This window comes from Tardiphaga sp. OK246 (assembly GCF_900188215.1).
Classification (GTDB): Bacteria; Pseudomonadota; Alphaproteobacteria; order Rhizobiales; family Xanthobacteraceae; genus Tardiphaga; species Tardiphaga robiniae.
In genome coordinates this window covers 159,685-180,970 of sequence record NZ_FZOX01000003.1, presented here as the reverse complement: position 1 = coordinate 180,970, position 21,286 = coordinate 159,685, and the positions used below count along the sequence as shown (strand labels likewise).

Here is a 21,286-nt window from a genome sequence, read left to right as displayed (position 1 = left end):
TTGAGCACGATGACCAAAAACAAGCCAATTTCCCAGATCATCTCTTATGCAGAAATGAACCGAACTCCATTGATCCAGAAGGCTGCAGTAATCGGTGCAGGTTCAATGGGGTCGGGTATCGCTGCTCAATTCGCAAACGCCGGAATTCCTGTGCTTTTGCTGGACGTTGTGCCTGAAGGAGCTTCCGATCGTAGCGCACTTGCCAAAGACGGCGTCGAAAGACAGCTTAAAGCAGGTGGGTTCATGCACTCCGACCTGTCGAACCTTGTCGAGACCGGCAACATTGAAGATGATTTGTCGAGACTCGCTGAAGCTGATTGGATTGTTGAAGCAGTTTTCGAAGACCTCAAAGTTAAGCAGCTACTCTATAGAAAGGTCGACGCAGTTAGACGACAGGGGTCGATCGTATCTTCGAATACGTCAACTATTCCATTGTCGCAGCTTATCGAAGGCGCGTCTAAAGCGTTTCAGCGCGATTTCATCATCACGCATTTCTTCAATCCACCACGACATATGCTTCTTCTCGAGCTGGTATCGAGCCCGGCGACTGCAATCGACCTTTTCGCCCGAGCTAAGGAAATCGGCGAGATTGTTCTTGGCAAGAATACCGTCATATGCCGCGACACCCCTGGCTTCATCGCAAACCGCATCGGCAACTACTGGATGTCTGTCGCTGCCGTAGAGGCAGAGCGACGAAAACTGTCAGTGGAAGAAGCCGACGCCGTCATGGGCGAGCCTTTCGGCATTCCACGGACCGGAATCTTCGGGCTCTTCGACTACGTCGGTATCAACCTCGTGCCGCTTGTATGGGGAAGTCTAATGCGGACGCTCGCGCCCGAGGATGCGCACCGCAAACATGATATAACAGTCGAGCCCCTCTTCATGGACTTGTTAAGTCGTGGGTTGATCGGGCGCTTCGGACCCGGTGGGTTCTATCGCCGTAAAGCTGCTGACGGCAGTCGCATCGATGAAGTTCTCGATCTGCCGTCTCGGAGTTATCGTAGCAGAGCCAAACCGCAGTTCGATATCAAAGCGCGTGGTGGTGATCTTCGTGCGCTTTGTGAGAGCGAAGATGAGGCTGGGCGATACGCATGGGCCGTGCTGTCCCACCTCATTCACTACTCAGCCGAGATGGCTCCCGAAATCAGCGACGATGTTGCTGCGATCGATTTGTCGATGCGGCTTGGTTACAACTGGAAGCTAGGTCCGTTCCAACTTGCCGACAAGGTGGGACTGTCTTGGTTAATTGATCGCTTTAATGCGCAAGGGTGGACGGTTCCGGCTCTGTTGACGCGTGCAAATGAGCTTGGTGGTTTTTATCCAGGAGGTATACCGCTCGGATCCGATGGCAACCTGTATGAATCTGGGGAAGAGGTCGATCAATTAAGCTTCGCTGCGGTCAAGAAAGCGGGCGCGCTCATCTCAGGCAACGGATCAGCATCAATCTGGGATCTCGGTAACGGTGTTGCTGGATTTGAAATTCATACCAAAATGAATGCGTGTGACCTTGGCGTCGTTGAGCAGGTTGAAATCGCACTAGCTCGCATTCCGGAGGGGTTCACCGCGCTGGTCATTGGCTCGGATAACCGTCGGGCATTTTCAGCCGGCGCCAAGCTTGACGTTTTCATCGAACACGCCTCAAACGGCAACTGGAATGCTTTGGAACAGTTCGTTGCGCGAGGCCAGAAGGCTTGGCTCGGACTTAAGTACGCGCCATTCCCTGTGATTGCGGCGGCTGGGGGGCTGGCGTTGGGTGGCGGCTGCGAACTCATGATGCATTCCGACGAGATCGTCGCTCACTCCGAGCTCAATGCCGGATTTCCTGAACGCCACGTCGGCATCATTCCAGGCTGGGGAGGCATTACGCAAATGCTGTTGCGTGGGTACGAACGCACAGGGAAAGCTTCGGAAGCTGCTCAGTTGGCATTCGACACGATTGCTAGAGCGGATGTCACGAGTTCGGCGATAATCGCAAAAGCACGAGGGATACTTCGTCCTAAAGATGCGATTGCAATGAACCGCGATAGGGTTTTTACCGTAGCGCGCGAGCGCGCCATTGCGGCGTCACGCGCTTACGCGCCACCAGCCATCGTATCTATTCCAACGGGCGGGAGCGAGGTCCGCGAGCGGCTCGAGGAAAACATATCGATCCTCTCGGGTTTAGAGGGTTTTACCGAAACAGACATCATCATCGCGCGCAAATTAGCGTGGGTCATCTCTGGCGGAAAACAATCGGCCGATGCGCTGTCTGAGGAAGAGCTTATGCGCCTCGAACTCCAGGCCTTTATGGAGCTCATGCGCGAACCCGTGACACTCGCACGGTTAGAGCACATGCGGGCCACAAACAAACCTCTGCGAAATTGAGGCACAGATGGCTTACACAGCTCCGGTGGACGAGGCGGCATATCATCTTTCTGCATTCGCCGCGCGCTCGTCGATAGGTGCAGTCGACGGCAATGTCGTGGATGCGGAAACGATACGGGTCATTCTCACGCAAGCAGGCAAGTTAGCCGCCGATACTTTGCTTCCACTTGATGACGCACTAGACTCTGTAGGTACGCACTTCGCTGATGGAGTGGTTAGGACAGCGCCCGGGCACCGCGAAGCTTATGCCGAATTCATTGCGGGGGGCTGGATGGGGCTGGCATTGCCCGGCGAATGGGGCGGGCAAGAACTCCCTCTCGCGGTTAACGCCGCTTGCCTCGAATTCTGGCATTCGGGTTCGATGGCGTTCGCAATGGGAACGCTTCTCACCATGGGCGCCGCCGAAACTTTACAGGCTCATGCTTCAGCCGAGCTGAAAGAGCGGTATCTTGCTAAAATAGTTTCCGGGGAATGGCCTGCAACGATGGCATTGACCGAGGCCCAATCTGGATCAGACCTTGGCAGTCTCAGGACGCGCGCCGAACCCGCAGAAGGCAACAGTTTTCGCCTGTTCGGTACAAAGATGTTCATTTCGTACGGCGAACACGATTTATCGGAGAACATCATTCATCTCGTATTGGCGAGGCTTCCCGACGCGCCGCCGGGAAGCCGCGGTATCTCCCTCTTTCTTGTGCCTAAAATGTTGCACAACGGTCTTCTGCCACACCGAAATGATGTCTGGTGTCGCGGCGTTGAAAAGAAGCTTGGGCAGCATGGTTCGCCCACCTGTGTCATGTCATTTGGAGAACATGAGGGCGCGGTCGGCTGGATGGTCGGTGAGCCCAACAAAGGTCTCGCCGCAATGTTCACTATGATGAACCGGGCGAGGTTGGCGGTGGCTACTCAGGGCGTCGCAGCCGCTGAGAGAGCCTGCCAAGCTTCTTACGCACACGCGATGGATCGTCGTCAGGGCAGGGCGCAAGGTGAAAGCCAGATCAAAATGTCGCCGATTGCCTATCATCCAGACGTGATGAGAATGCTGATGACGATGCGATCGTTAACCTCCGGCGCAAGAGCACTTGCACTCGCCACGGCTGACGCGATTGATCGATCTAGGACCGGTCATGATGAAGAATCCCGTGCCTCGGCTTCCTTGGAAGCTGACATTCTTACACCAGTGGCAAAATCCTTTTGCACTGAAGTCGGCATAGAGGTGTCATCGCTTGCCATCCAGATACACGGCGGAAGCGGGTATGTCGAAGAAACCGGCGTTGCGAGGCTATGGCGAGATGTCAGAATTGCGAGCATCTACGAGGGAACGAACGGCATTCAAGCAATAGACCTCATATCGCGCAAACTTAGGGCCGATGATGGCAAAATCGCGCGACGGATGACGGCAGAGTTTCGAGACACTGCAACACGCGTCGGGCAGTCTGACAATGTTGAAGCGGCAAATTCAGGCAAAACCCTTGCCGATACGTGTGCGATGCTGGACCGCGCGACCGAGACCACCTTGCGGTTGTTCCAACGGGATCCTTCAGCAGCTCTTTTCGGTGCAACCCACTATCTCAAATTGTTTGCGTTGATTGCGAGCTGCGCGCTGCTCGGTCGTGCTTATTACGACTGTCCAAACGAAGCACCTCTGAAGGGGCATTTTGCCTCCTGCTTCATCTTCTTCGCCCAATCGCTACTGCCCGAATGCCAGGCTCTCGAGCACCTCGTCGCATCGGGGGAAACGCTGACTTCGGTCGCGCGAAGTTTCTTTCCGGCAGGAGAGTCCATTTCGCGGTCGGTCGCGTGACGCACTTCGTTTCTTGCTTAAGGGAAGCTGCTTCCCTGATAATAATGTCAGCAAAATGCCGTGGCCAACTCGCATTGGCGCAAGGCGCAGGACAGGCGGGAAAGAATGTTTCTACAGCAATTGCTGAATGGGATCGTTGTCGGCGGCGTATACGCGCTGTTTGCTGTTGGACTGACCCTCATCTTTGGTATTCACAAAATTCTCAATCTGGCTCATGGGGGCGTCTTCATGGCGTCAACCTTTGTGGCGCTGTACGCTGTTGAAAGCGGCTTGCCCCTATGGCTTGGCGTCCTCCTCGCAATCGTGGCCGGAGGCCTTCTTTCGGTCGTCGTTGAGCAAATCTGCTTTCGGCCGCTTCGCAACACTGGGGAAGAGGAGTTTGGGGCGATTGTATCCTCAATTGGTGCCAATCTCATCCTCGTTACAATTGCTCAGCAGCTGACCCAAACGCAAATTCTCAGGTTTCGCTTCGGAACGTTTCCGGTCGAGATATATCGCTTCTTTGGGCTGCGGCTGTCGGCTCTGCAACTATTCATAACCGTTTGTGCGGTCGTACTTGTTGGACTGCTTGCGTGGTATTTAAAGCGCACCCGCTTCGGCAAACAAATCAGAGCCGTTGCAGGTAACGAGCGCGCAGCGACACTAGTGGGCATCAATCCGAAGTTGATCTACCTGCAAACCTTCTTTCTCGCCGGGGCGCTTGCGGGCGCGGCCGGCGTCCTCGTCGGACTGGCTTTCAACTCCATACATTTCATGATGGGTGAGGGGTATCTCCTGCGCGCCGTTATCGTAATCATACTCGGCGGTCTAGGCAGCATCCCCGGCGCACTCGTGGCTGCGCTCCTTTTGGGCGTGGTACAAACGCTTAGCACGGCTTACCTTCCGACTTCGCTGACCGATGTGGTCATCTTCTCTTCCCTCTTTCTCATCCTGCTTGTTAGGCCGAATGGCTTGTTCGGTCGGGACGAGGCCGGTGCCCTGCGAGACGCGAGATGATCGACTTCTTTACCGCCTACCGTCCGCTGTTCGAATTTATGATCCTGCACGCCGGATACGCGCTCAGTCAGTATGTTGTGCTGCGAACGGGCGTATTTTCAGTCGCAACCGCCGGCTTTGCCGCCGTCGGCGGCTACGGCGCGGCAATTTTGACCGTAACCTACCGGTTCCCGCCTCTGGCCTCAATCCTGATCGCGCTGGTCGCTGGTTGTGCGCTAGGTCTTTTGCTGGCGGTGCCGCTGGCGCGTTTGCGCGGCGTCTATCAGGCGATCGCCACCCTCGCATTTGTCCAGGTCGTGCTTTCGCTCAACTTCTTTCTCGAAGGAGTTACGGGTGGCGCTAATGGTTTCAACGGCATTCCGAAGGTCGTCGAACTGCACCATTTGGCACTCGCCTTCGTTGCAGTGGGCTATGTCATCCTTTCGTGGAGATCGAGCCGACTCGGGCGCTCTGCGAATGTGGTCCGTGAGAACGAGGCGGTTGCAGCGTCGCTAGGCATCTCTGCCATCCGCCAGCAATCAATCGCCTTCGCCCTTTCCGGAGCGATCGGCGCACTCTTCGGCTCCCTCGAAGCCTTTCATGGTTACGCGCTTGACCCGAACCAGTTCGGATTTCATCTGGTGGTTGCGGTTCTTTCCTACGTGGTTCTCGGCGGCAGGCGTTCTCTATGGGGGCCTATCGCCGGCGCCGTCATCCTCGTTTCGCTTCCCGAGATCGCCCGGCCTTTGGCTGAGTACCGTATGCTAATCTACGGGGCGCTGCTGATCGTCGTGATCGGCTACCTGCCGCGTGGCGTCGTCGACAGCGCGTTGCACTACCTGCATCACCGCCGCGTCGGACGTGCTGCACAAGCATCTCGGGTATCGCCAGGAACAAGTGAGGCGCGGCCATGAGCGGACTCTTACTCAAGGACGTCAGCAAGGCGTTTGGCGGTGTCGTCGCAGCTGACAAGGTGAGCATGGACGTTCCGCCCGGGAGAGTGACCGGGGTGATCGGCCCGAATGGTGCCGGGAAGACCACGCTGATCAATCTGATCACCGGTATGCTGACGCTTCCCAGTGGCGAGATTCTTCTCGATGGAGAAAACCTCGGAAAAGCCCCGGCAGCAGTGGTCGGTGAGCGCGGTGTCGCGAGGACTTTCCAAAATATTCGCCTGTTGCCGGATGAAACCGTCATCGACAACGTTATGGTCGGTTTCAACCGCCTCGAACGGTCGTCCATCGTCAGCGACTTGCTCGGATTGCCGGCATCCCGCAAAGAAACGCACGAAACGCGCAACCGGACGATGTCTTTGCTTGAGAAATTTGGCATGGGCGGCCTGGCTTACCATCCAGCAGGCTCGCTTTCTTACGGGCACCAGCGGCGCGTCGAGATGATGCGGGCGATTGCATCCGATCCGAAAGTCATCCTGCTGGACGAACCGGTGGCGGGGATGAACGAGGTTGAGTCCGACGAAATGGCGAAGGTCTTCCGTGGCTGGGCCGACCGTGGGGCAGCGGTGCTTATTATCGAGCATAATATGCGATTCATCTCCTCCATCTCAGATTACCTCTACGTCCTCGACCGCGGAAAGATCATCGCCGAAGGCAGTCCAAAAAACGTTCTTGGCAATCCAGATGTGATTGCTGCTTACCTGGGTGCGTGAACGATGTTGAAGGTTCAAAATCTCTACACGTCCTACCGCGGAATCGAAGCGCTCAAGGATGTCAGCCTTGACGTCGGGGAAGGCGAGATGGTCGCGCTGATCGGTTCGAACGGCGCCGGAAAGTCGACACTACTGAACAGCATCAGCGGGATCGTAAAAAGTCGATCCGGAAAGATTGAGTTTGGTGGCAGGGACATCGCTAGTAACAACCCCTGGACGACGGCAGGATGCGGCCTGCTCCAGGTTCCAGAAGGCCGACAGATACTTGCCGACATGACTGTGCTTGAAAATCTCGAAATCGGCGAAACCGCGTTGCACGGGCGCAGTCGTAACTACTCGCTCGGCTACGTCTTCGACCTGTTTCCCATCCTGAAGGAGCGGAGCAGCCAGTTCGCCGGTTCGCTTTCCGGTGGACAGCAGCAGATGTTGGCGATCGGCCGCGGCCTGATGGGATCGCCACAGATGCTATTGCTCGACGAACCCAGCCTTGGACTGGCGCCGATTGTGATTACGCAAGTTTTCGATGCATTGAGGCGCATCAACGAGAATGGGGTGACCATACTCCTTGTAGAGCAGAATGCACGCAAGGCACTTGAGATGACAGCGCGTGCCTATGTTCTCGATCGTGGAAGAATAGTCTTTGAGGGAGACAGCAAGTCGCTCGCGGATAGCCCACAGATGGTCGCGCATTACCTTGGGGACGTTCACTGACAAGCCAATTAGGAGGTTTTATGAATTTACGTTGCGTTGCCGCCGTCGCCTCGATTTCGATAGGCCTAGCTCCATGTCTGGTTAGTGCAGCAGAGATGAAGGCAGCTGTCGTGATGAGCCTGACCGGCTCCTATGCCTTTGCGGGCGTGCCCATCGTGAATGGCATGAAGATCGCCCAGGAAGACCTCGAGAAAGAAGGCTATTGGGGGAGCAACAAGTTCGAGGTCAGCTATCAGGATAATCGCTCGGACAAGCAGGAGGCCATCACCCTGCTCAACAAATTCGCGCAGGATCCTTCGACACTGATCTTTATCGGCCCGACTTCAACAGCCGAGGCGCTGGCAGCGGCACCTGCGGCAAATGAACTAAAAATCCCGCTTTACAGCAACGGCACTCACTCGGGAATTTTAGCCGCCGGGCCGTGGTCGTTCAAATCCTCCGAAAATGCCAAGAATTTCGTCAAGCCCCTAGGCGAATACATCGCAAGAAAGCTGAAGCCGAAGTCCTGCTATCTGGTCTCTATCCGCGATAATGTCGCGTACAAAGAATATGCAGAAGCGTTCGCGGAGGGCCTCAAGGCGGGAGCGACGAGGGTCAACGGCAACGATACGATCGTAACGACGGAAAGTGATTTTACCTCACTGGCGACTAAGATCGTCGATTCCGGCGCCGATTGCGTCTACGTCTCGACATTGCCGGAGCCCGGCGCGAACTTCATTATCCAATTGCGCCAGGCCGGCCTTCCCGATGACGCTATCATTGTCAGCACACAGAACGCGGCAGGTGCGCCGTTCATAAAAACGGGCGGCGCCGCCGTGGAGGGGACCTATTTCATCGCGGAGTTCTCTCCATTCACGCCGAATGAGGTCACCTCGGATTTCATCACGAAGTATACGAAAAGCTACGGAAATCCTCCAGATACGTGGGCAGCAATAGGTTACTCCATGCTGAAAGTTGCGGCCCATTCTATCCGAAAGGCGGCCAATGATGCGGGTGGAAGGCCGACCCGGGATCAAGTCCGCGAGGCCATGGCCAACGCGAAGGATGTTCCGGTCGTCATCGGCGAGTTCGGGCGCTATTCAGTCGACAAGGATCGCGTTCCTCACTTCGCTCCCGTCATCCTTCAGTTGAAAAACGGTAAAGCGGTAAAGCCTAACTAAAGACTGCAAATTCGCATAGGTTTCGGCCGCTGCGGTTCAGGTGGAAGCAGCGGCCCGGCATTCCGGCGAGATGACGATCCCATAAACCAATCTGGATTTCATGACGGAGAAGGGTCGTGAATAAAATTGCTTTTATCGGCGCCGGAAACATCGGGGGGAGAATGGCAAGGCGTGTGATAGACGCGGGCCTCTCGGTAAAAATCTGTGATCTGAATCCGATGGTTCGCAATCAGTTCGCGCGCCACACGGCTCAAGTAACTGCGGAACCGCGAGATTGCGCCGATTGCGAAGTCGTGATCGTGATGGTCGCCACAGGCCAACAGATAAAAGATGCGCTACTGGCGACGGGTGGATTTCTGACGGGTGTTGATTTGGACAATCCGCCGATCGTTGTACTCATGAGCACTGTCACGCCCGATATCGTCCGGGATGTACAAAGCGCACTCGCAAGTGCGGGCGTGCAAGTCATCGACGCTCCTGTTAGCGGAGGCCTCATCAGAGCGGAGGACGGGCGGCTAACCATCATGGCAGGAGGCGACGATGCGGCCATAAACGCCGTCACTCCCATTTTTGAGATAATGGGCCGGCGCATATTCCGGTGTGGTGGGACAGGCAGCGGCGCGTTGGTCAAGGTGATAAATAATGTAATCAGTGTTGCGATATACTATCTCGGCGCGGAGGCGTTTCAGCTTGCCTTGCGGCACGGCTTATCACTGGAACGAATTGCTCCGGTCCTGGAGGTCAGCTCCGGTCGCAATTTTTTCACTGTCGAGGGAACGAACATAGCACAAGAGTTCGGTGTCTGGGCGGACGAGCGAGCGAATTTTGATTCGCTTGGCGACATCATTCGCAAGGATTTAAGCCTCGGTCAGCAATTGTCGAAAGACGTCGGACTGTCTTTGCCGGTGTTGGGCGCCTTGGCGCAAAGCGTCAGTAGCCTCGACAATAATGTTTTCGAACGCTGGCAGGAGATTGCTGCTTCCGGCTCGTATTGAAGCCTAGGTTTTTTAGCCGCTACCTTGTTGGCGCCCCATGAGTGCCGGTGAGGCTTGCTGTGACTGGCGGCCTTCTACTCCAATGAAGGCAAGCGAGACAACGCATGTCGGATGAGTTCCGCTTGCGCACCCGCCAGAGTATATCTATCCTTTTAAACAGGCAATAACAGAAAGGACGCATGCCCGTGGTCCGTCGGGCCAAGCCGGAGTGCTAAGACATTAGGTCCAGCTTTGTGCAGAATGCGACTGCACGGACGCAACTTGAGCGCATCGTGAAGGGTCAAAAGTATGAGAGAATTCATCGCGTCCGAGCTTGTCGCCGTGTCTCGTCAGTTCGACGGGCCGCAGCCGCACTTCAGGCCCGAGGACTGTCCTGGTGATGGAGCGAGCCATGGATTCGGCAATCAGACCTTTGTGAATATAAACAAATTGCAGCATACAAGCGTGCGTGGTGTTCACGCTTACTTCGTAGACTACAAAGCGCAAGAGCCATCGCGATTGAGCTTCGCAGGGCGCAAGGGGATGCATATTCACCTTCGTCGCCGTGGAACGGGGCGCTACGCCATCAACAAGCGCGATCTCATAAACGGCGGCAACGTTGAAATGCAGGTGTACTGCTTTGAGCAGCCCTGGCTCAAGGAAGTCTTTGAGGATGAAGGCGCGGACGCCCGCAGCATCCTGTTCGGGATCCCTCCAGAGGCGGCGACGTTGTTTCTAGGTGAGCGCGCGATCGAGTTATCGAGCGCCGCCTTCAGGGCCGGAGACCATCAAAGGATGCAGATTACACCGCCGCTTGCGTCCCTGATCGACGATGTGTTCTCCTATGACGATCGGGGGATTGAAAGCATTGTGCGCGAAGCGCGACTGCTGGATGTTTTGGCCAGCAGTCTTTCGATGGTGGGCCAGGCCTGGAGTGCTAAAAGAGCGATGCGCCAAATCCACCCACGCGATGTGAATCGCATCCGCGAGGTGGAATCGTTTGTGAAGCGAAACCTGGGCTTGTCGCTTCGGACCGAAAGCCTGGCAAGGAACGCGGGAATGAGCCAAGGCAAGTTCAAGAGCGTGTTCAAGGAGGTCACGGGGCTGAACATCGGCGACTTTGTGCGTGTAGAACGGCTTCGTAAGGCGGCGGATCTTCTGGCGGCGTCTTATGACGTCGGCGAGGTGGCGCTTGGGGTCGGGTACGCTCATGGAGGATATTTCGCCCGCGTTTTCCGTGAGATGTACCAGGTTTCGCCGCACGAGTTTCGCCGCGACCGCGGACGGCCTCGCCATAGCGACGACGTGTCTGATGTCGTTACGAAGCGCGTCCCGCGATAACGAACCAATCTTCGGACGTCCGGCGACGATCTCGTCAACAAAAATCACATAGCGAATGCAGGTGCATTCCGGAGCGTGTCGAGCCGGAGGCGTCATCATGTCGTGCGACCAATATTCGCATTAAAGTGACTCGGGTCTACCGAAGTGCCAATCTTTTGACCATTCGCGCCTTCCTGCATGGTCCATGCTCCAACTAATAATGGTCTACCTGTCCGCTACTCGACATTGAGGTATGGCCAAATATGAAAGCCGTTTTTTTTAACGATCATGGACCTGTCACCAACATCAAATTTGGTGATTTGCCCGAGCCTGTCCCGCAGGTCGGAGAAGCAATGGTGAAAGTCCGGGCGATTTCCCTGAACGGCTTCGATCCAATGGTGCTCGCTAGTATTCCTGGCTTGAAGACACCACTACCGATGGTTCCGGGCGGCGACATCGCTGGCGAGATCGTGGCGTTTGGCGAGGGAGCGCGAAGCTCTACGCTGGAGATCGGCGACCGCGTCGTTATAAATCCGCTGGTTGTCGGGAAGGGAATTTATGGAGAGACGATTAGCGGGGGCGCCTGCGAGTTTGTCTGCGCTCCACTGGAAAATATCGTATCCATGCCAGCAGCTGTGTCATTCGAGGACGCCGCCGCCTTGCCCATCGCTTACGGTACGGCCCACCGCATGCTAATCAAGCGCGCGGAAGTGCGATCGGGAGACCGCGTGTTGATCCTCGGCGCCACGGGTGGGGTGGGAACCTGTTGCGTACAACTGGCTAAACTAGCAGGCGCCGAAGTCGCTGCATGCACAAGCTCCGGCGAAAAAGCCGAGAAGCTGCGAAATCTTGGTGCCGATCATATTATCAATACGAGTGAAGGCGATTTCGTAAAGCAGATTCATAAAGTCTGGGGGAAGCCACGAGTCTTTGACGAGAGCGGCGGCGCTGACATCGTAATTAATTTTGTCGGCGGCGACGATTGGGCCAAGGCATTGCGCTGCGTAAAGCGTGGTGGAAAAATGCTGACATGCGGGGCCACCAATGGGTACGACCCGAAAACGGATATTCGATACATATGGTCTTTCGAGCTTAACATTATGGGCTCGAACTGCTGGGATCGTTCGGACATCGAAAGTCTGTTGGATTTGACAGCGCGAGGCCAGTTGAAGCCCGAGATTGCATCCCTTCGCCCATATCAAGAGCTCGCGACGTCGTTGCAGGATATGATTGACCGCAAGAATTTCGGAAAAGCGGTCCTCACTATTGCATGACGAGTATCTGAGCTGAAACAGGACGGACGTAATGACTGATCAACTACTCCACATGCTGACCGCAAGCATCGAGACGTCTCCGCTAATTCGATTCATGGGTTTGGAGATCCAATCTGTCGATCTGAATCTGGGCCGCGTAATCGTGTTGATGCCGAAACGGGGAGAACTGATGAGGACCGAAGGCGACGATATGTTTCACGGCGGCCCTATTGCGGCGCTCATCGACACAACGGGGGATCTGGCGATAGCGTTGCATGCGGGAGGCATCGTCCCGACTATCAACTTCAGCGTGGATTTTTTGAGGCCGGCGCGGGGGGCTTTCTTGAAGGCTGTGGCAACTTCTCGGAAAAATGGGAGAACAGTCGGCATCGCCGATGTGGACGTCTTCGATAGCGGGGGTAAGCTGTGCGCCATCGGGCGTGGCTGCTACAGCGCCATTAAGGGTTAGCGTGGAGGGATCCGAGCCGCCGTAATCTGCAAGCCCACCACGATCTATCGATCTGTCCCGCTGAAGCACGACATTCTTCTGTGTTGTCGCACCGGCCCAGTGTGCGGCGTCCCAGATCATTGTGTCGCCCGTGAGCTTACTGCGGTCACCATGAAGGGAAACAGCGTGAAGGTCGGTACTCCCAAGGAGGCGTTTGCGGGCGAGGCGCGTGTCGCTATGACGCCCGACAGCGCGTTGCAATTGAGGAAGCTAAGTTACTCCTGCGCTATCCAGTCCGGCGCGGGACGGGCCGCAGGCTTCTCTGATGAAGCTGATGCCAAGGCCGGCGTCGAACTGGTGCCGTCCGCCGAGGCTCTTTGGGCGACTTCCGACATCATCGCTAAAGTGCGGCCGCCGAAACGTGCCGAAGAGGCGCTGCTTACGTCGGGCAAGACGCTAATTTCGCTAGTCTATCCGGCGCAAAACTAACACTTGCTCGAACAAGCCAAAGGCAGCAACACCGCAGATGAGCACTCACAACCTCTTGATGCGGCTGGGTGAAGATGTGTTTCTGGAAGTGATTTCGGTAGATCCAGACGTTGGGCCAGTGACACATCCGCGCTGGTTTGGGTTGGACAATAAGGAGCTGCTGGAGAGGTTATGGGACGAGGGCCGGCGAATGGGGCCAGGGTAGCACGAACAAACGATATGGCCCAGGCCATTGCGGGGCGCCGAGAGACCGTAGGAGAGGCTAAGCGCATATCGCGTGGAGATCGGAGTTGGCTGTTTGCCGTCCCGTCGGGTGGATCTTTGCCGTCAGGTGTCGTCGCGCCCTCGGTCATCGATTGGCAAGCACGCGGGAATCCTGGCAGCAGCATGCCGATGTCGAAGCCAGATTGCATACATTCGGGATCGAGGATCCAGATCCGACCAGCGTGATAGAGATGTATAGCGCGTTCCAGATCTCCGCCCACCCAACGGTTATCCACGGACCAGTGTTTCGCTATCGTGCTGTCATCGATAGCCCACGGGGATTACGGGTTCTCTATTGAGCCGTTCCTTTTCGCCGCGACTCCCGAATTCTGACATTCTTTTAGCCGTTCGTGCCTTTTCCACTGGCAGCTCAAGACGCTAAACTGGAGTACCAGAAGACATGTCTGCGATGCCAATCCAGGCGGATGGTGGATCTGTTCTGTACTCAAGCGCGCCAGCGCAATCGTGTGGGACAGGTGAAGCAAAGTTGGAGACGGAAATGGGAAGACTTGCCGGCAAAGTGGCTTTGATTACAGGAGCTGGATCGGGCATCGGTCGTCGGACTGCCGAAATCTTCGCGCGCGAGGGTGCCAAGGTCGTTGTCGCTGAGCGCAACGAAGAAGCCGGCGCCGAAACGGTGCGGCTTATCGAGGGCGTCGGAGGGTCTGCGCTGTTCGTCGCCACTGATGTGACCGATGAAGCAAGTGTTCGTGGGTGTGTTGAGAAGGCGCTCAGCACGTATGGAGCTTTGCACATTCTGTTCAATAACGCGGGCGGTTCGACTTTGGCTGATGGACCGGTGACCGAATGCCCGACGGACGAATTCTGGCGTGCCATCAAGCTGGATCTTTTCGGAACTTGGAATATCTGCAAGTATGGAATTCCTGCGATCATCTCGGCAGGGGGCGGATCAGTGATCAATGCGTCTTCAGTTGACGCTTTCCTGGGTTTTCCGGGCAAAGACGCTTACACTGCTGCAAAAGGAGCGGTGACGGCACTTACGCGTTCAATGGCTGTGGAGTTCGCCCCGAAAAAGGTGCGCGTGAACGCTGTAGCGCCCTGTATTACCCGCACCCCGCGCCTCGTCGAACAAATCGACAAACTGGAATCGGTACGGAAGTTCGCCGATCAGCATCTGTTGGGACTGGCTGAGACGGACGATGTCGCCATGGCTGTCGTTTTCCTCGCGTCGGACGAGTCGGCCCGAACCACGGGTCATGTACTGACCGTCGATAGTGGTCTGCTGATTTCCTGACTTCTCGCAGAATCTCACAACGCGTTGGTCATTGCTGTTGACCGGCGAGCTTGTGCGAGGCGGAGAGTTTTCAACGTCAGTGGTGATGTCGATCGCCTCGTAGAGCGACGGCCTCATAGGCGGTTGGTCACGGCCACCCGCCGAAACCAAGGACGAAGCATCGTATTCGCTGTGGCGCTCTACCAAAGACATGTGACAATCGCGGTCCCGGTCGGAAGACGTCGCGAGACGAATGCCAGCATGCGTGCAAATACCGTGATGCAAACCGGGGAAAGAAGGTCAGTGTGCTTCTGACGAGAGGCAACGTTGACGCCGAAGTATACAACGATTGGATCGCTCAAACGCTTCTGTGAGAGCTGGGCATGCGGTCATTTTGCGGGCGAACCGATAGATAAGCGGAGAAACGAGATGAGCGACATCTACATCGTCGGCGTTGGTATGACGCCTTTTGGAAAAATGCCTGAGTCAAGTGTCAAGGCTCTAACGAACCAGGCCGTCTCGCAGGCTTTGACGGACGCGAATGCGAGCCGGCAGGACCTCTCTTCAGCCTTTTTCTCTAACACTTCACAGTCTCCGCTTGAATCCCAATATATGATTGGCGGCGAAATCGCCCTGCGCGAAATGGGCATTACCGGAATTCCGGTGGTAAACGTAGAAAATGCGTGCGCCAGTGCCAGCACAGCCTTTCACCTTGCATATGCTCACCTTAAAGCGGGACTAAGCGACGTGGCGCTTGCTGTAGGCGCCGAGAAGATGACGCACCCCGACAAGGTAAGGAGTATGTCAGTATTCGATGGTGCCTGGGACGTTCATACAGTTGTGGAAACAAGCCAGCGGTTGGCCAAGATGGGCGAAGGTGTGTTCCCACCCCCGGGGCGACCTACGTCCTCCGGTCCTTATAGCGTGTTCATGGATGTTTACGCAGCCTTCGCAAAATTTCATATGAGGACGTTCGGGACGACGGAGAGGCAAATCGCCGCTGCGGCTGCCAAGAACCATTTTCACTCGACGTTCAATCCGCTGTCTCAGTATCGCTTTGACATGTCGGTAGACGAAGTACTGGCAGCTCGGATGATTGCTTGGCCGCTGACGCTTCCAATGTGCGCACCCATCAGCGATGGAGCCGCTGCCGCCATTCTAGTGCGTGAAGAGGCGCTAGATCGCTTTGACCGCACCCGCGCCGTGAAGGTCTGCGCAAGCGTCATGGGAACCGGCACCAATCGACAACCTGAGCAATATGACAAGCATATGTGTAGGATCGCCGCTCTTAAAGCTTATGAGCAGGCCTCAATAGGGCCAGAAGATATTTCTGTTGCAGAGGTTCACGACGCTTCGTCGTTTGGTGAGATTCTACAGGTCGAGAACCTCGGCTTCTGCGATTTTGGGGAAGGCGGACGCCTCGCGGAGAACGGCGACACCAAGCTTGGTGGCAGGATTCCAGTCAATCCCTCGGGAGGTCTCGTCTCTAAGGGACATCCTATCGGGGCGACCGGTTTGGCACAGATCTACGAACTCACTGTTCAGCTTCGGCATGAGGCTGGAAACCGTCAAGTGACTGACGCGCGCTTCGCCATCGCTGAAAACGGCGGTGGTCTCTACGGATATGAAGAAGCCGTTGCCTGCATCACCATTCTAGGTCGCTGAGAAAAACGATGAACATTGCAAATCTCCTCAGTGCGGCTGCTCGGTCATTCGCGGATCGGCCTGCAATCTCCTTCGGAACGGAACTGCACGCCAATTACGGGCAGTTCCTTCACCGCGTCGCCAGCCTGGCGACGACCTATCGGGATAAGTTTGGCCTACAACCTGGTGACAGGGTCGCACTCGCGATGAAAAATTCGCCAGCTTACATCGAAGCACTCTATGCGATCTGGCACGCGGGACTTTGCGCGGTGCCGATCAACGTCAAGCTGCATGCCCGGGAAATCGCCTTCATATTAGAGAACTCTGGGGCAAAGCTCTGCTGGGTATCTGACGAGATTAACGATGCGGTGAATTCCTACGCCACCGGCGTAGGCATCTTGCAACATGTTCTTTCGGCCGAAAGTGCTGAATTCGAGGGGCTCTTCTTGGCTGATCCGCTCGCGGTCGCAGAGGTCGCTGCGACCGATCCCGCTTGGCTCTTCTATACAAGTGGTACAACCGGGCGGCCGAAAGGAGCAACGATTTCGCATCAAAATTTGCTCGCTATGTCTCTGCGCTATTACGCCGATATCGATTCAATTTCGGAAGAAGATGCTATTCTCCATTGCGCGCCGCTTTCGCATGCTAGTGGGCTGTTCTCCTTGTCGCATGTTGCGCATGCCTCTCACCAGATCGTTCCGAAAAGCCAAGGTTTCGATCCCGATGAAGTCTTCGAACTCACGCACACGTTTAATAACTTGTCATTCTTTACAGCGCCAACGATGTTGATGCGGCTTGTTGACCACCCGAACGTCGCCTCAGCTCGGCTCGATGCGATCAAGTCGGTCTTTTATGCAGGCGCGCCCATGTATGTTGAGGATCTAAAGCGTGCTCTTTCCGTTATGGGCCAAAGGCTAATCGGTCTTTACGGCCAAGGTGAAACACCGAATACAATCAGCTATCTTTCCAAGTCTCAGCATAAAGCCGTTAATCATCCGCGCTACGAGGAGAGACTCTCGTCGGTAGGCATACCGCGCACCGGACTTGAAGTCCGTATAGTCGGGGATGATGGTAAAGCTGTCGGTCCCAACACAATCGGAGAAGTCATCGTTCGTTCCGATATCACCATGAGCGGATATTGGGGGGACAGTGAAGCTACAGCGAGAGCTCTGCGCGATGGCTGGTTATACACTGGCGATCTGGGTGTTCTTTCCGATGATGGTTATCTCACCTTAAAGGACAGATCTAAAGACCTCATCATCTCCGGCGGATCCAATATCTACCCACGAGAGGTCGAGGAGGTTTTGCTCCTCCACCCAAATGTCCTGGAAGTCTCCATCGTCGGGCGGAAACACCCGGATTGGGGAGAGGAAGTTGTTGCCTTCGTTGTTCCGCGCGGTGGGGCCGATATAGCGGCCGACGAGCTGGACAAAATCTGCCTCGATCATATCGCTAGGTTCAAGCGGCCAAAAGACTACGTTTTCTTGGAAGCTCTTCCCAAGAGCGCCTACGGAAAAATCTTGAAATCGGAACTGCGTCGGCACTTCAGCAAGTAACTATCCCGGCAATGTCCGTTGAGACGAGGAAGCCGAAAATGAAAGCTGTGGTCGTTGGCGAGGCCGGCGCCGAACTCCGTGTGGTCGCGACACCGAATTTCGGGCCTGAGGAAGTTCTCATCCGTGTGCGCGCAGCGGCGCTTAACCGCACTGATGTTTTGATGGCAGCCGGCCATAAACATGGTGAAACTGGCGGACCGGGGACAATCCTCGGCGCAGAATGCGCCGGCGACGTGATTGCTGTGGGTCACGCGGTCACCGGAATCAAAACCGGTGATCGCGTGATGTGCTCATGTAAAGCCGCATTCGCAGAATACGCGGTGGCCGATATGGGCCGCGTTCATCAGATCGTCAGCGATCGGGTCACATATGCCAGCGCCGCCACACTGCCAGTTGCGTTGCAAACGATGCATAATGCCGTTGTGACCGCAGGACGGCTCAAGCCAGGCGAAACGATTTTGGTTCAGGGCGCGTCGTCGGGGGTCGGTTTGGCGGCGTTGCAAATCGCAAAGCTTTCCAGAGCGGCGCTTGTGATAGGCACGTCAACCAATGCCGGAAAACTGGCGAAACTCGCTAATTTCGGAGCCGACATTGCGATCAGTACGAGGGACCCTCAGTGGGTAGATCGCGTTCTCAATGCAACTGGAGGAGCGGGGGTTGACCTCATTATCGATCAGATCTCCGGTGGAGTTGCCAACGGAAATCTGAGGGCCACTAAGGTACTGGGACGCATTGTCAATGTGGGCCGCCTCGGCGGCTTCACTGGCGATTTTAACTTCGATTTACACGCTGAGCGACGAATAGACTATATCGGTGTGACATTTCGGACGCGAGGCCTCGATGAGATTAGGGAAGTAAATAGTCTCATGCGAAAGGATCTATGGTCCTTTGTCGAGGCCGGAAAAATTACAATTCCAATCTATTCGCAATTCCGCATCGACGATGCCGTTTCCGCCCTCGATATCATGGCGAAGAATCTGCATTTTGGCAAAATTATCATCAACATATAAGCGGAAGGCTTCCCCCAACAGAGTAGCGTCGGCCGATGACGATAAATAGCGAGGATCTGCACAAATTACCGAATGCTGAATTTTCGAGTTTTTTTCAGATACGGTGAAAAATTCGCCGACGGCGCCTTCTGATGGCATCTGACAGGCCGTTGCTTCCTAGCGAAGCCGAGAGGCCTCCCTGTCGTCTGTGCGAAATGTGAATCTGGACGATCAAGCGTGGCCGTCGTGGTATGACAACGCCAGCCTCTATTTTCAAATGCTTGCGATGCGGCCACGTTGAGATATCAAAGCCGGCGTAAGCTGATTAGAAATCCGCAGTTTCGACCAAAGATTGCCAATTGCGGCGTATCGTCGTGTCCGAAAGTGGCAAAGCACTCTACTCTGTTGAACTCCTCGGCCTTCAGCAGTTCGTGATATTTCCCGAGTTCGGCGGCATCGGCCGCGCCGATCGCGCTGCCGGCTCCGGTGGGTCAGCCACCGTCGGTGCGGTTGCGGTCGTGTACTGCAAGGGCTCGTCAGCATCCTGACCGTCACGCGATGGTTGAGCAGCTGGCTGTGCGACCGCTAGAACTGCGTGGACTGAATCGAGGCTTCCAACAGTAAGTGCCGCGTAGGCGTCTCGAGCGCCATGGAGCCCACAAGCGCACGTAAAGGAATGAGACGTTTGACAATCGCAAAACGAGAAGATTTAACGATTTGACCTATGCGAACGTCATCTTAGATAAAAAATATCTCGCGTTGCCAACTACGTTGGTGCGCGAGAGAGAGCGCAACGAGGCGTAGATCTCTCCAAAACATGGGGGGTGCTTAAATGGTGAGAATAGTAAGTGTTCTGCTAAGCTCTATCGCAAGTCTGACTGTTGTTAGTGCGGCGAGGGCGTCCGACCTTCCGGTAAAAGCGAAGGGGGTCGAGTACGTAAAGGTCTGCTCGTTATACGGCGCCGGGTTCTATTACGTGCCGGGTACGGACACTTGCATAAAAATCGGGGGTGCGATTCGCCTAGATCTCTCAATTAACTCGAATGGTTACGAAGTTCCGTACTGGAGCGGCGGAGCGGGTGGACAAGACCTATGGACAAAAGATTATTTCGCCACGAGAGAGCGCGTAAACGCAACGACCGACACGCGAACCGCGACTGAATGGGGAGTGCTTCGCACATACGCCAATATGCAGTTTGACTTCTTTCAGAACCGCGAATCAATCGCAGGCGGGGTTGTTGAAGTAGACTACGCATTCATTCAGTTCGCAGGTTTCACGTTTGGAAAGGCCGTATCACAGTTCGATCCGCAATGGGCGCTCTCCAAGCCGATTATCTCGTCTGGGGTGCAGGCGGGATCTAACAACCTATCTGGTATTCCTCAACTCGCTTATACCGCGTCCTTTGAGAACGGAATCTCGACGACTTTCGGATTTGAGAATGCATCGCCGTATCGCAACGCGGGTCTTTACAACACGAACACTTACATTGTCGGACCAGCTTCTAGTTCGTTCACCGGTACCTTTTACGGCTCGAATTCAAACACCTTCTTAGGCAACGCGGCTGCGGGGGATCATATTCCGGACGTTGTTGCAAATGTTCGGGTCGACCGAGCGTGGGGTACGCTCCACGTTGCTGCGGCAATGCATTCGGCTAATCCAAACTTCTACGGCAGTACTGAGACATCGGGCCACCCGGATGCAAGTTATGGGTTCGCATTTAATGGCGCAGCCGAGTTCAAGAACCTACCAACTGGTAACGGCGACACTCTTAAGATTTCCGCAACCTATGCGGAGGGCGCGGCGAAATATGTGTGGGGTGGTACGATCGATACGATCGGCGCCGGCCGATATGCAAAGTTTGATGGCAATTCGCTCGCGTTCGGTTACGTATTGGATGGCGTTTTCAACAACGGCGGCCAGATACAAAAGAGCAAATCTTGGGAAGTAAGCGCCTTCTACGAGCACTACTGGAATACGGCCTGGCGAACCTCTTTATTTGGTAGTTATACGGCGATTTCTTACGGTGCAGCCGGGAATGCGCTTCTTGCGGCAGCTTTCGGCGGGACTTCCGCCGGTTTTGGAACGAGCTCGACGGCACTTCCTGCTGGAACAAGCGCGGGTTTTCTGGTGCCCGGGACAACTGGTAGCTTTGATTTTGCAGTCGCTCAGGTGGGCACGCGAACCGCCTGGACGCCCGTGCGCAATCTCACCCTATCTGCATCAGTCATGTTCAGTCGGTTGGATCAAAACCTGACTGGCGCCTATACACAGACGGCCGGTGCTGCGAAGGCAAATGGCACGTACGTGCTCCGGGACCAGAACTTGTTTAATGGAACAATGCAAATTCTGCGCTCGTTCTGAATGTAACAGGAAGTATGGCGATTGCCGCCAACCGAGCCCGGGATGGCTCCATCGTCCATTCCTGAAAGCGTGCTCT

At 55.5% G+C, this 21,286-nt stretch carries 18 protein-coding genes and 1 pseudogene; all 19 read left to right on the top strand.

All coding sequences use genetic code 11. From position 1 onward, the window contains the following. The first annotated feature begins 9 nt into the window (after window positions 1–9). The 19 genes and pseudogenes from CHC01_RS13775 to CHC01_RS13685 all read left to right on the top strand — a co-directional run bounded on the left by CHC01_RS13775 (window position 10) and on the right by CHC01_RS13685 (window position 21,210). Window positions 10–2,364, top strand: coding sequence for a 3-hydroxyacyl-CoA dehydrogenase/enoyl-CoA hydratase family protein (locus tag CHC01_RS13775; RefSeq protein WP_210421674.1), 2,355 nt, complete (start codon window positions 10–12; stop codon window positions 2,362–2,364). 7 nt (window positions 2,365–2,371) lie between these two features. Next, entirely contained in the window at window positions 2,372–4,165 is a 1,794-nt protein-coding gene (locus CHC01_RS13770; RefSeq protein WP_089264874.1) for an acyl-CoA dehydrogenase family protein, read from the top strand. 60 nt (window positions 4,166–4,225) lie between these two features. Then, complete coding sequence (locus CHC01_RS13765; protein ID WP_210421673.1) at window positions 4,226–5,161, top strand: branched-chain amino acid ABC transporter permease; 936 nt, start codon at window positions 4,226–4,228, stop codon at window positions 5,159–5,161. Beyond that, window positions 5,158–6,054, top strand: a complete 897-nt coding sequence (locus CHC01_RS13760; RefSeq protein WP_089264872.1) for a branched-chain amino acid ABC transporter permease — start codon at window positions 5,158–5,160, stop codon at window positions 6,052–6,054. Before CHC01_RS13765 ends, CHC01_RS13760 begins: the two co-directional genes overlap by 4 nt. Then, a complete protein-coding gene (locus CHC01_RS13755) occupies window positions 6,051–6,806 on the top strand; it encodes an ABC transporter ATP-binding protein (RefSeq protein ID WP_089264871.1) in 756 nt (251 codons plus the stop codon). Before CHC01_RS13760 ends, CHC01_RS13755 begins: the two co-directional genes overlap by 4 nt. Before the next feature lie 3 nt (window positions 6,807–6,809). After that, window positions 6,810–7,517, top strand: coding sequence for an ABC transporter ATP-binding protein (locus tag CHC01_RS13750; RefSeq protein ID WP_089264870.1), 708 nt, complete (start codon window positions 6,810–6,812; stop codon window positions 7,515–7,517). Window positions 7,518–7,612: 95 nt separating this feature from the next. Next, window positions 7,613–8,677 (top strand): ABC transporter substrate-binding protein, encoded by a 1,065-nt coding sequence (locus tag CHC01_RS13745; protein ID WP_176454589.1) that lies wholly within the window; start codon window positions 7,613–7,615, stop codon window positions 8,675–8,677. A 116-nt stretch (window positions 8,678–8,793) separates the two neighbouring features. Continuing rightward, window positions 8,794–9,672, top strand: a complete 879-nt coding sequence (locus tag CHC01_RS13740; RefSeq protein ID WP_141137102.1) for an NAD(P)-dependent oxidoreductase — start codon at window positions 8,794–8,796, stop codon at window positions 9,670–9,672. Window positions 9,673–9,960: 288 nt separating this feature from the next. Beyond that, on the top strand, window positions 9,961–10,992 hold the full coding sequence (locus tag CHC01_RS13735) for a helix-turn-helix transcriptional regulator (protein WP_089264867.1): 1,032 nt from the start codon (window positions 9,961–9,963) through the stop codon (window positions 10,990–10,992). Window positions 10,993–11,234: 242 nt separating this feature from the next. Further along, window positions 11,235–12,245, top strand: a complete 1,011-nt coding sequence (locus CHC01_RS13730) for a zinc-binding dehydrogenase (protein WP_089264866.1) — start codon at window positions 11,235–11,237, stop codon at window positions 12,243–12,245. 31 nt (window positions 12,246–12,276) lie between these two features. Then, complete coding sequence (locus CHC01_RS13725; RefSeq protein WP_089264865.1) at window positions 12,277–12,693, top strand: PaaI family thioesterase; 417 nt, start codon at window positions 12,277–12,279, stop codon at window positions 12,691–12,693. A 165-nt stretch (window positions 12,694–12,858) separates the two neighbouring features. Then, window positions 12,859–13,158 (top strand): annotated as a pseudogene (locus tag CHC01_RS13720) (Re/Si-specific NAD(P)(+) transhydrogenase subunit alpha); the annotation flags it as partial. Continuing rightward, entirely contained in the window at window positions 13,145–13,366 is a 222-nt protein-coding gene (locus CHC01_RS33500; protein ID WP_502695665.1) for a VOC family protein, read from the top strand. The pseudogene CHC01_RS13720 and the gene CHC01_RS33500, both read left to right, overlap by 14 nt. Window positions 13,367–13,924: 558 nt before the next feature. After that, window positions 13,925–14,680, top strand: coding sequence for an SDR family NAD(P)-dependent oxidoreductase (locus CHC01_RS13710; protein WP_089264863.1), 756 nt, complete (start codon window positions 13,925–13,927; stop codon window positions 14,678–14,680). Window positions 14,681–15,088: 408 nt separating this feature from the next. After that, window positions 15,089–16,324, top strand: coding sequence for a thiolase family protein (locus CHC01_RS13705; protein ID WP_089264862.1), 1,236 nt, complete (start codon window positions 15,089–15,091; stop codon window positions 16,322–16,324). Window positions 16,325–16,332: 8 nt separating this feature from the next. After that, window positions 16,333–17,859 carry a class I adenylate-forming enzyme family protein gene (locus tag CHC01_RS13700; RefSeq protein WP_089264861.1) on the top strand — a complete coding sequence of 509 codons (1,527 nt, stop codon included), beginning with the start codon at window positions 16,333–16,335 and terminating at the stop codon, window positions 17,857–17,859. Between the two features lie 38 nt (window positions 17,860–17,897). After that, a complete protein-coding gene (locus CHC01_RS13695) occupies window positions 17,898–18,869 on the top strand; it encodes a quinone oxidoreductase family protein (protein ID WP_089265649.1) in 972 nt (323 codons plus the stop codon). A gap of 338 nt (window positions 18,870–19,207) precedes the next feature. Then, window positions 19,208–19,396 (top strand): hypothetical protein, encoded by a 189-nt coding sequence (locus tag CHC01_RS13690; RefSeq protein WP_089264860.1) that lies wholly within the window; start codon window positions 19,208–19,210, stop codon window positions 19,394–19,396. A 284-nt stretch (window positions 19,397–19,680) separates the two neighbouring features. Next, a complete protein-coding gene (locus tag CHC01_RS13685) occupies window positions 19,681–21,210 on the top strand; it encodes a porin (RefSeq protein ID WP_089264859.1) in 1,530 nt (509 codons plus the stop codon). Window positions 21,211–21,286 lie beyond the last annotated feature (76 nt).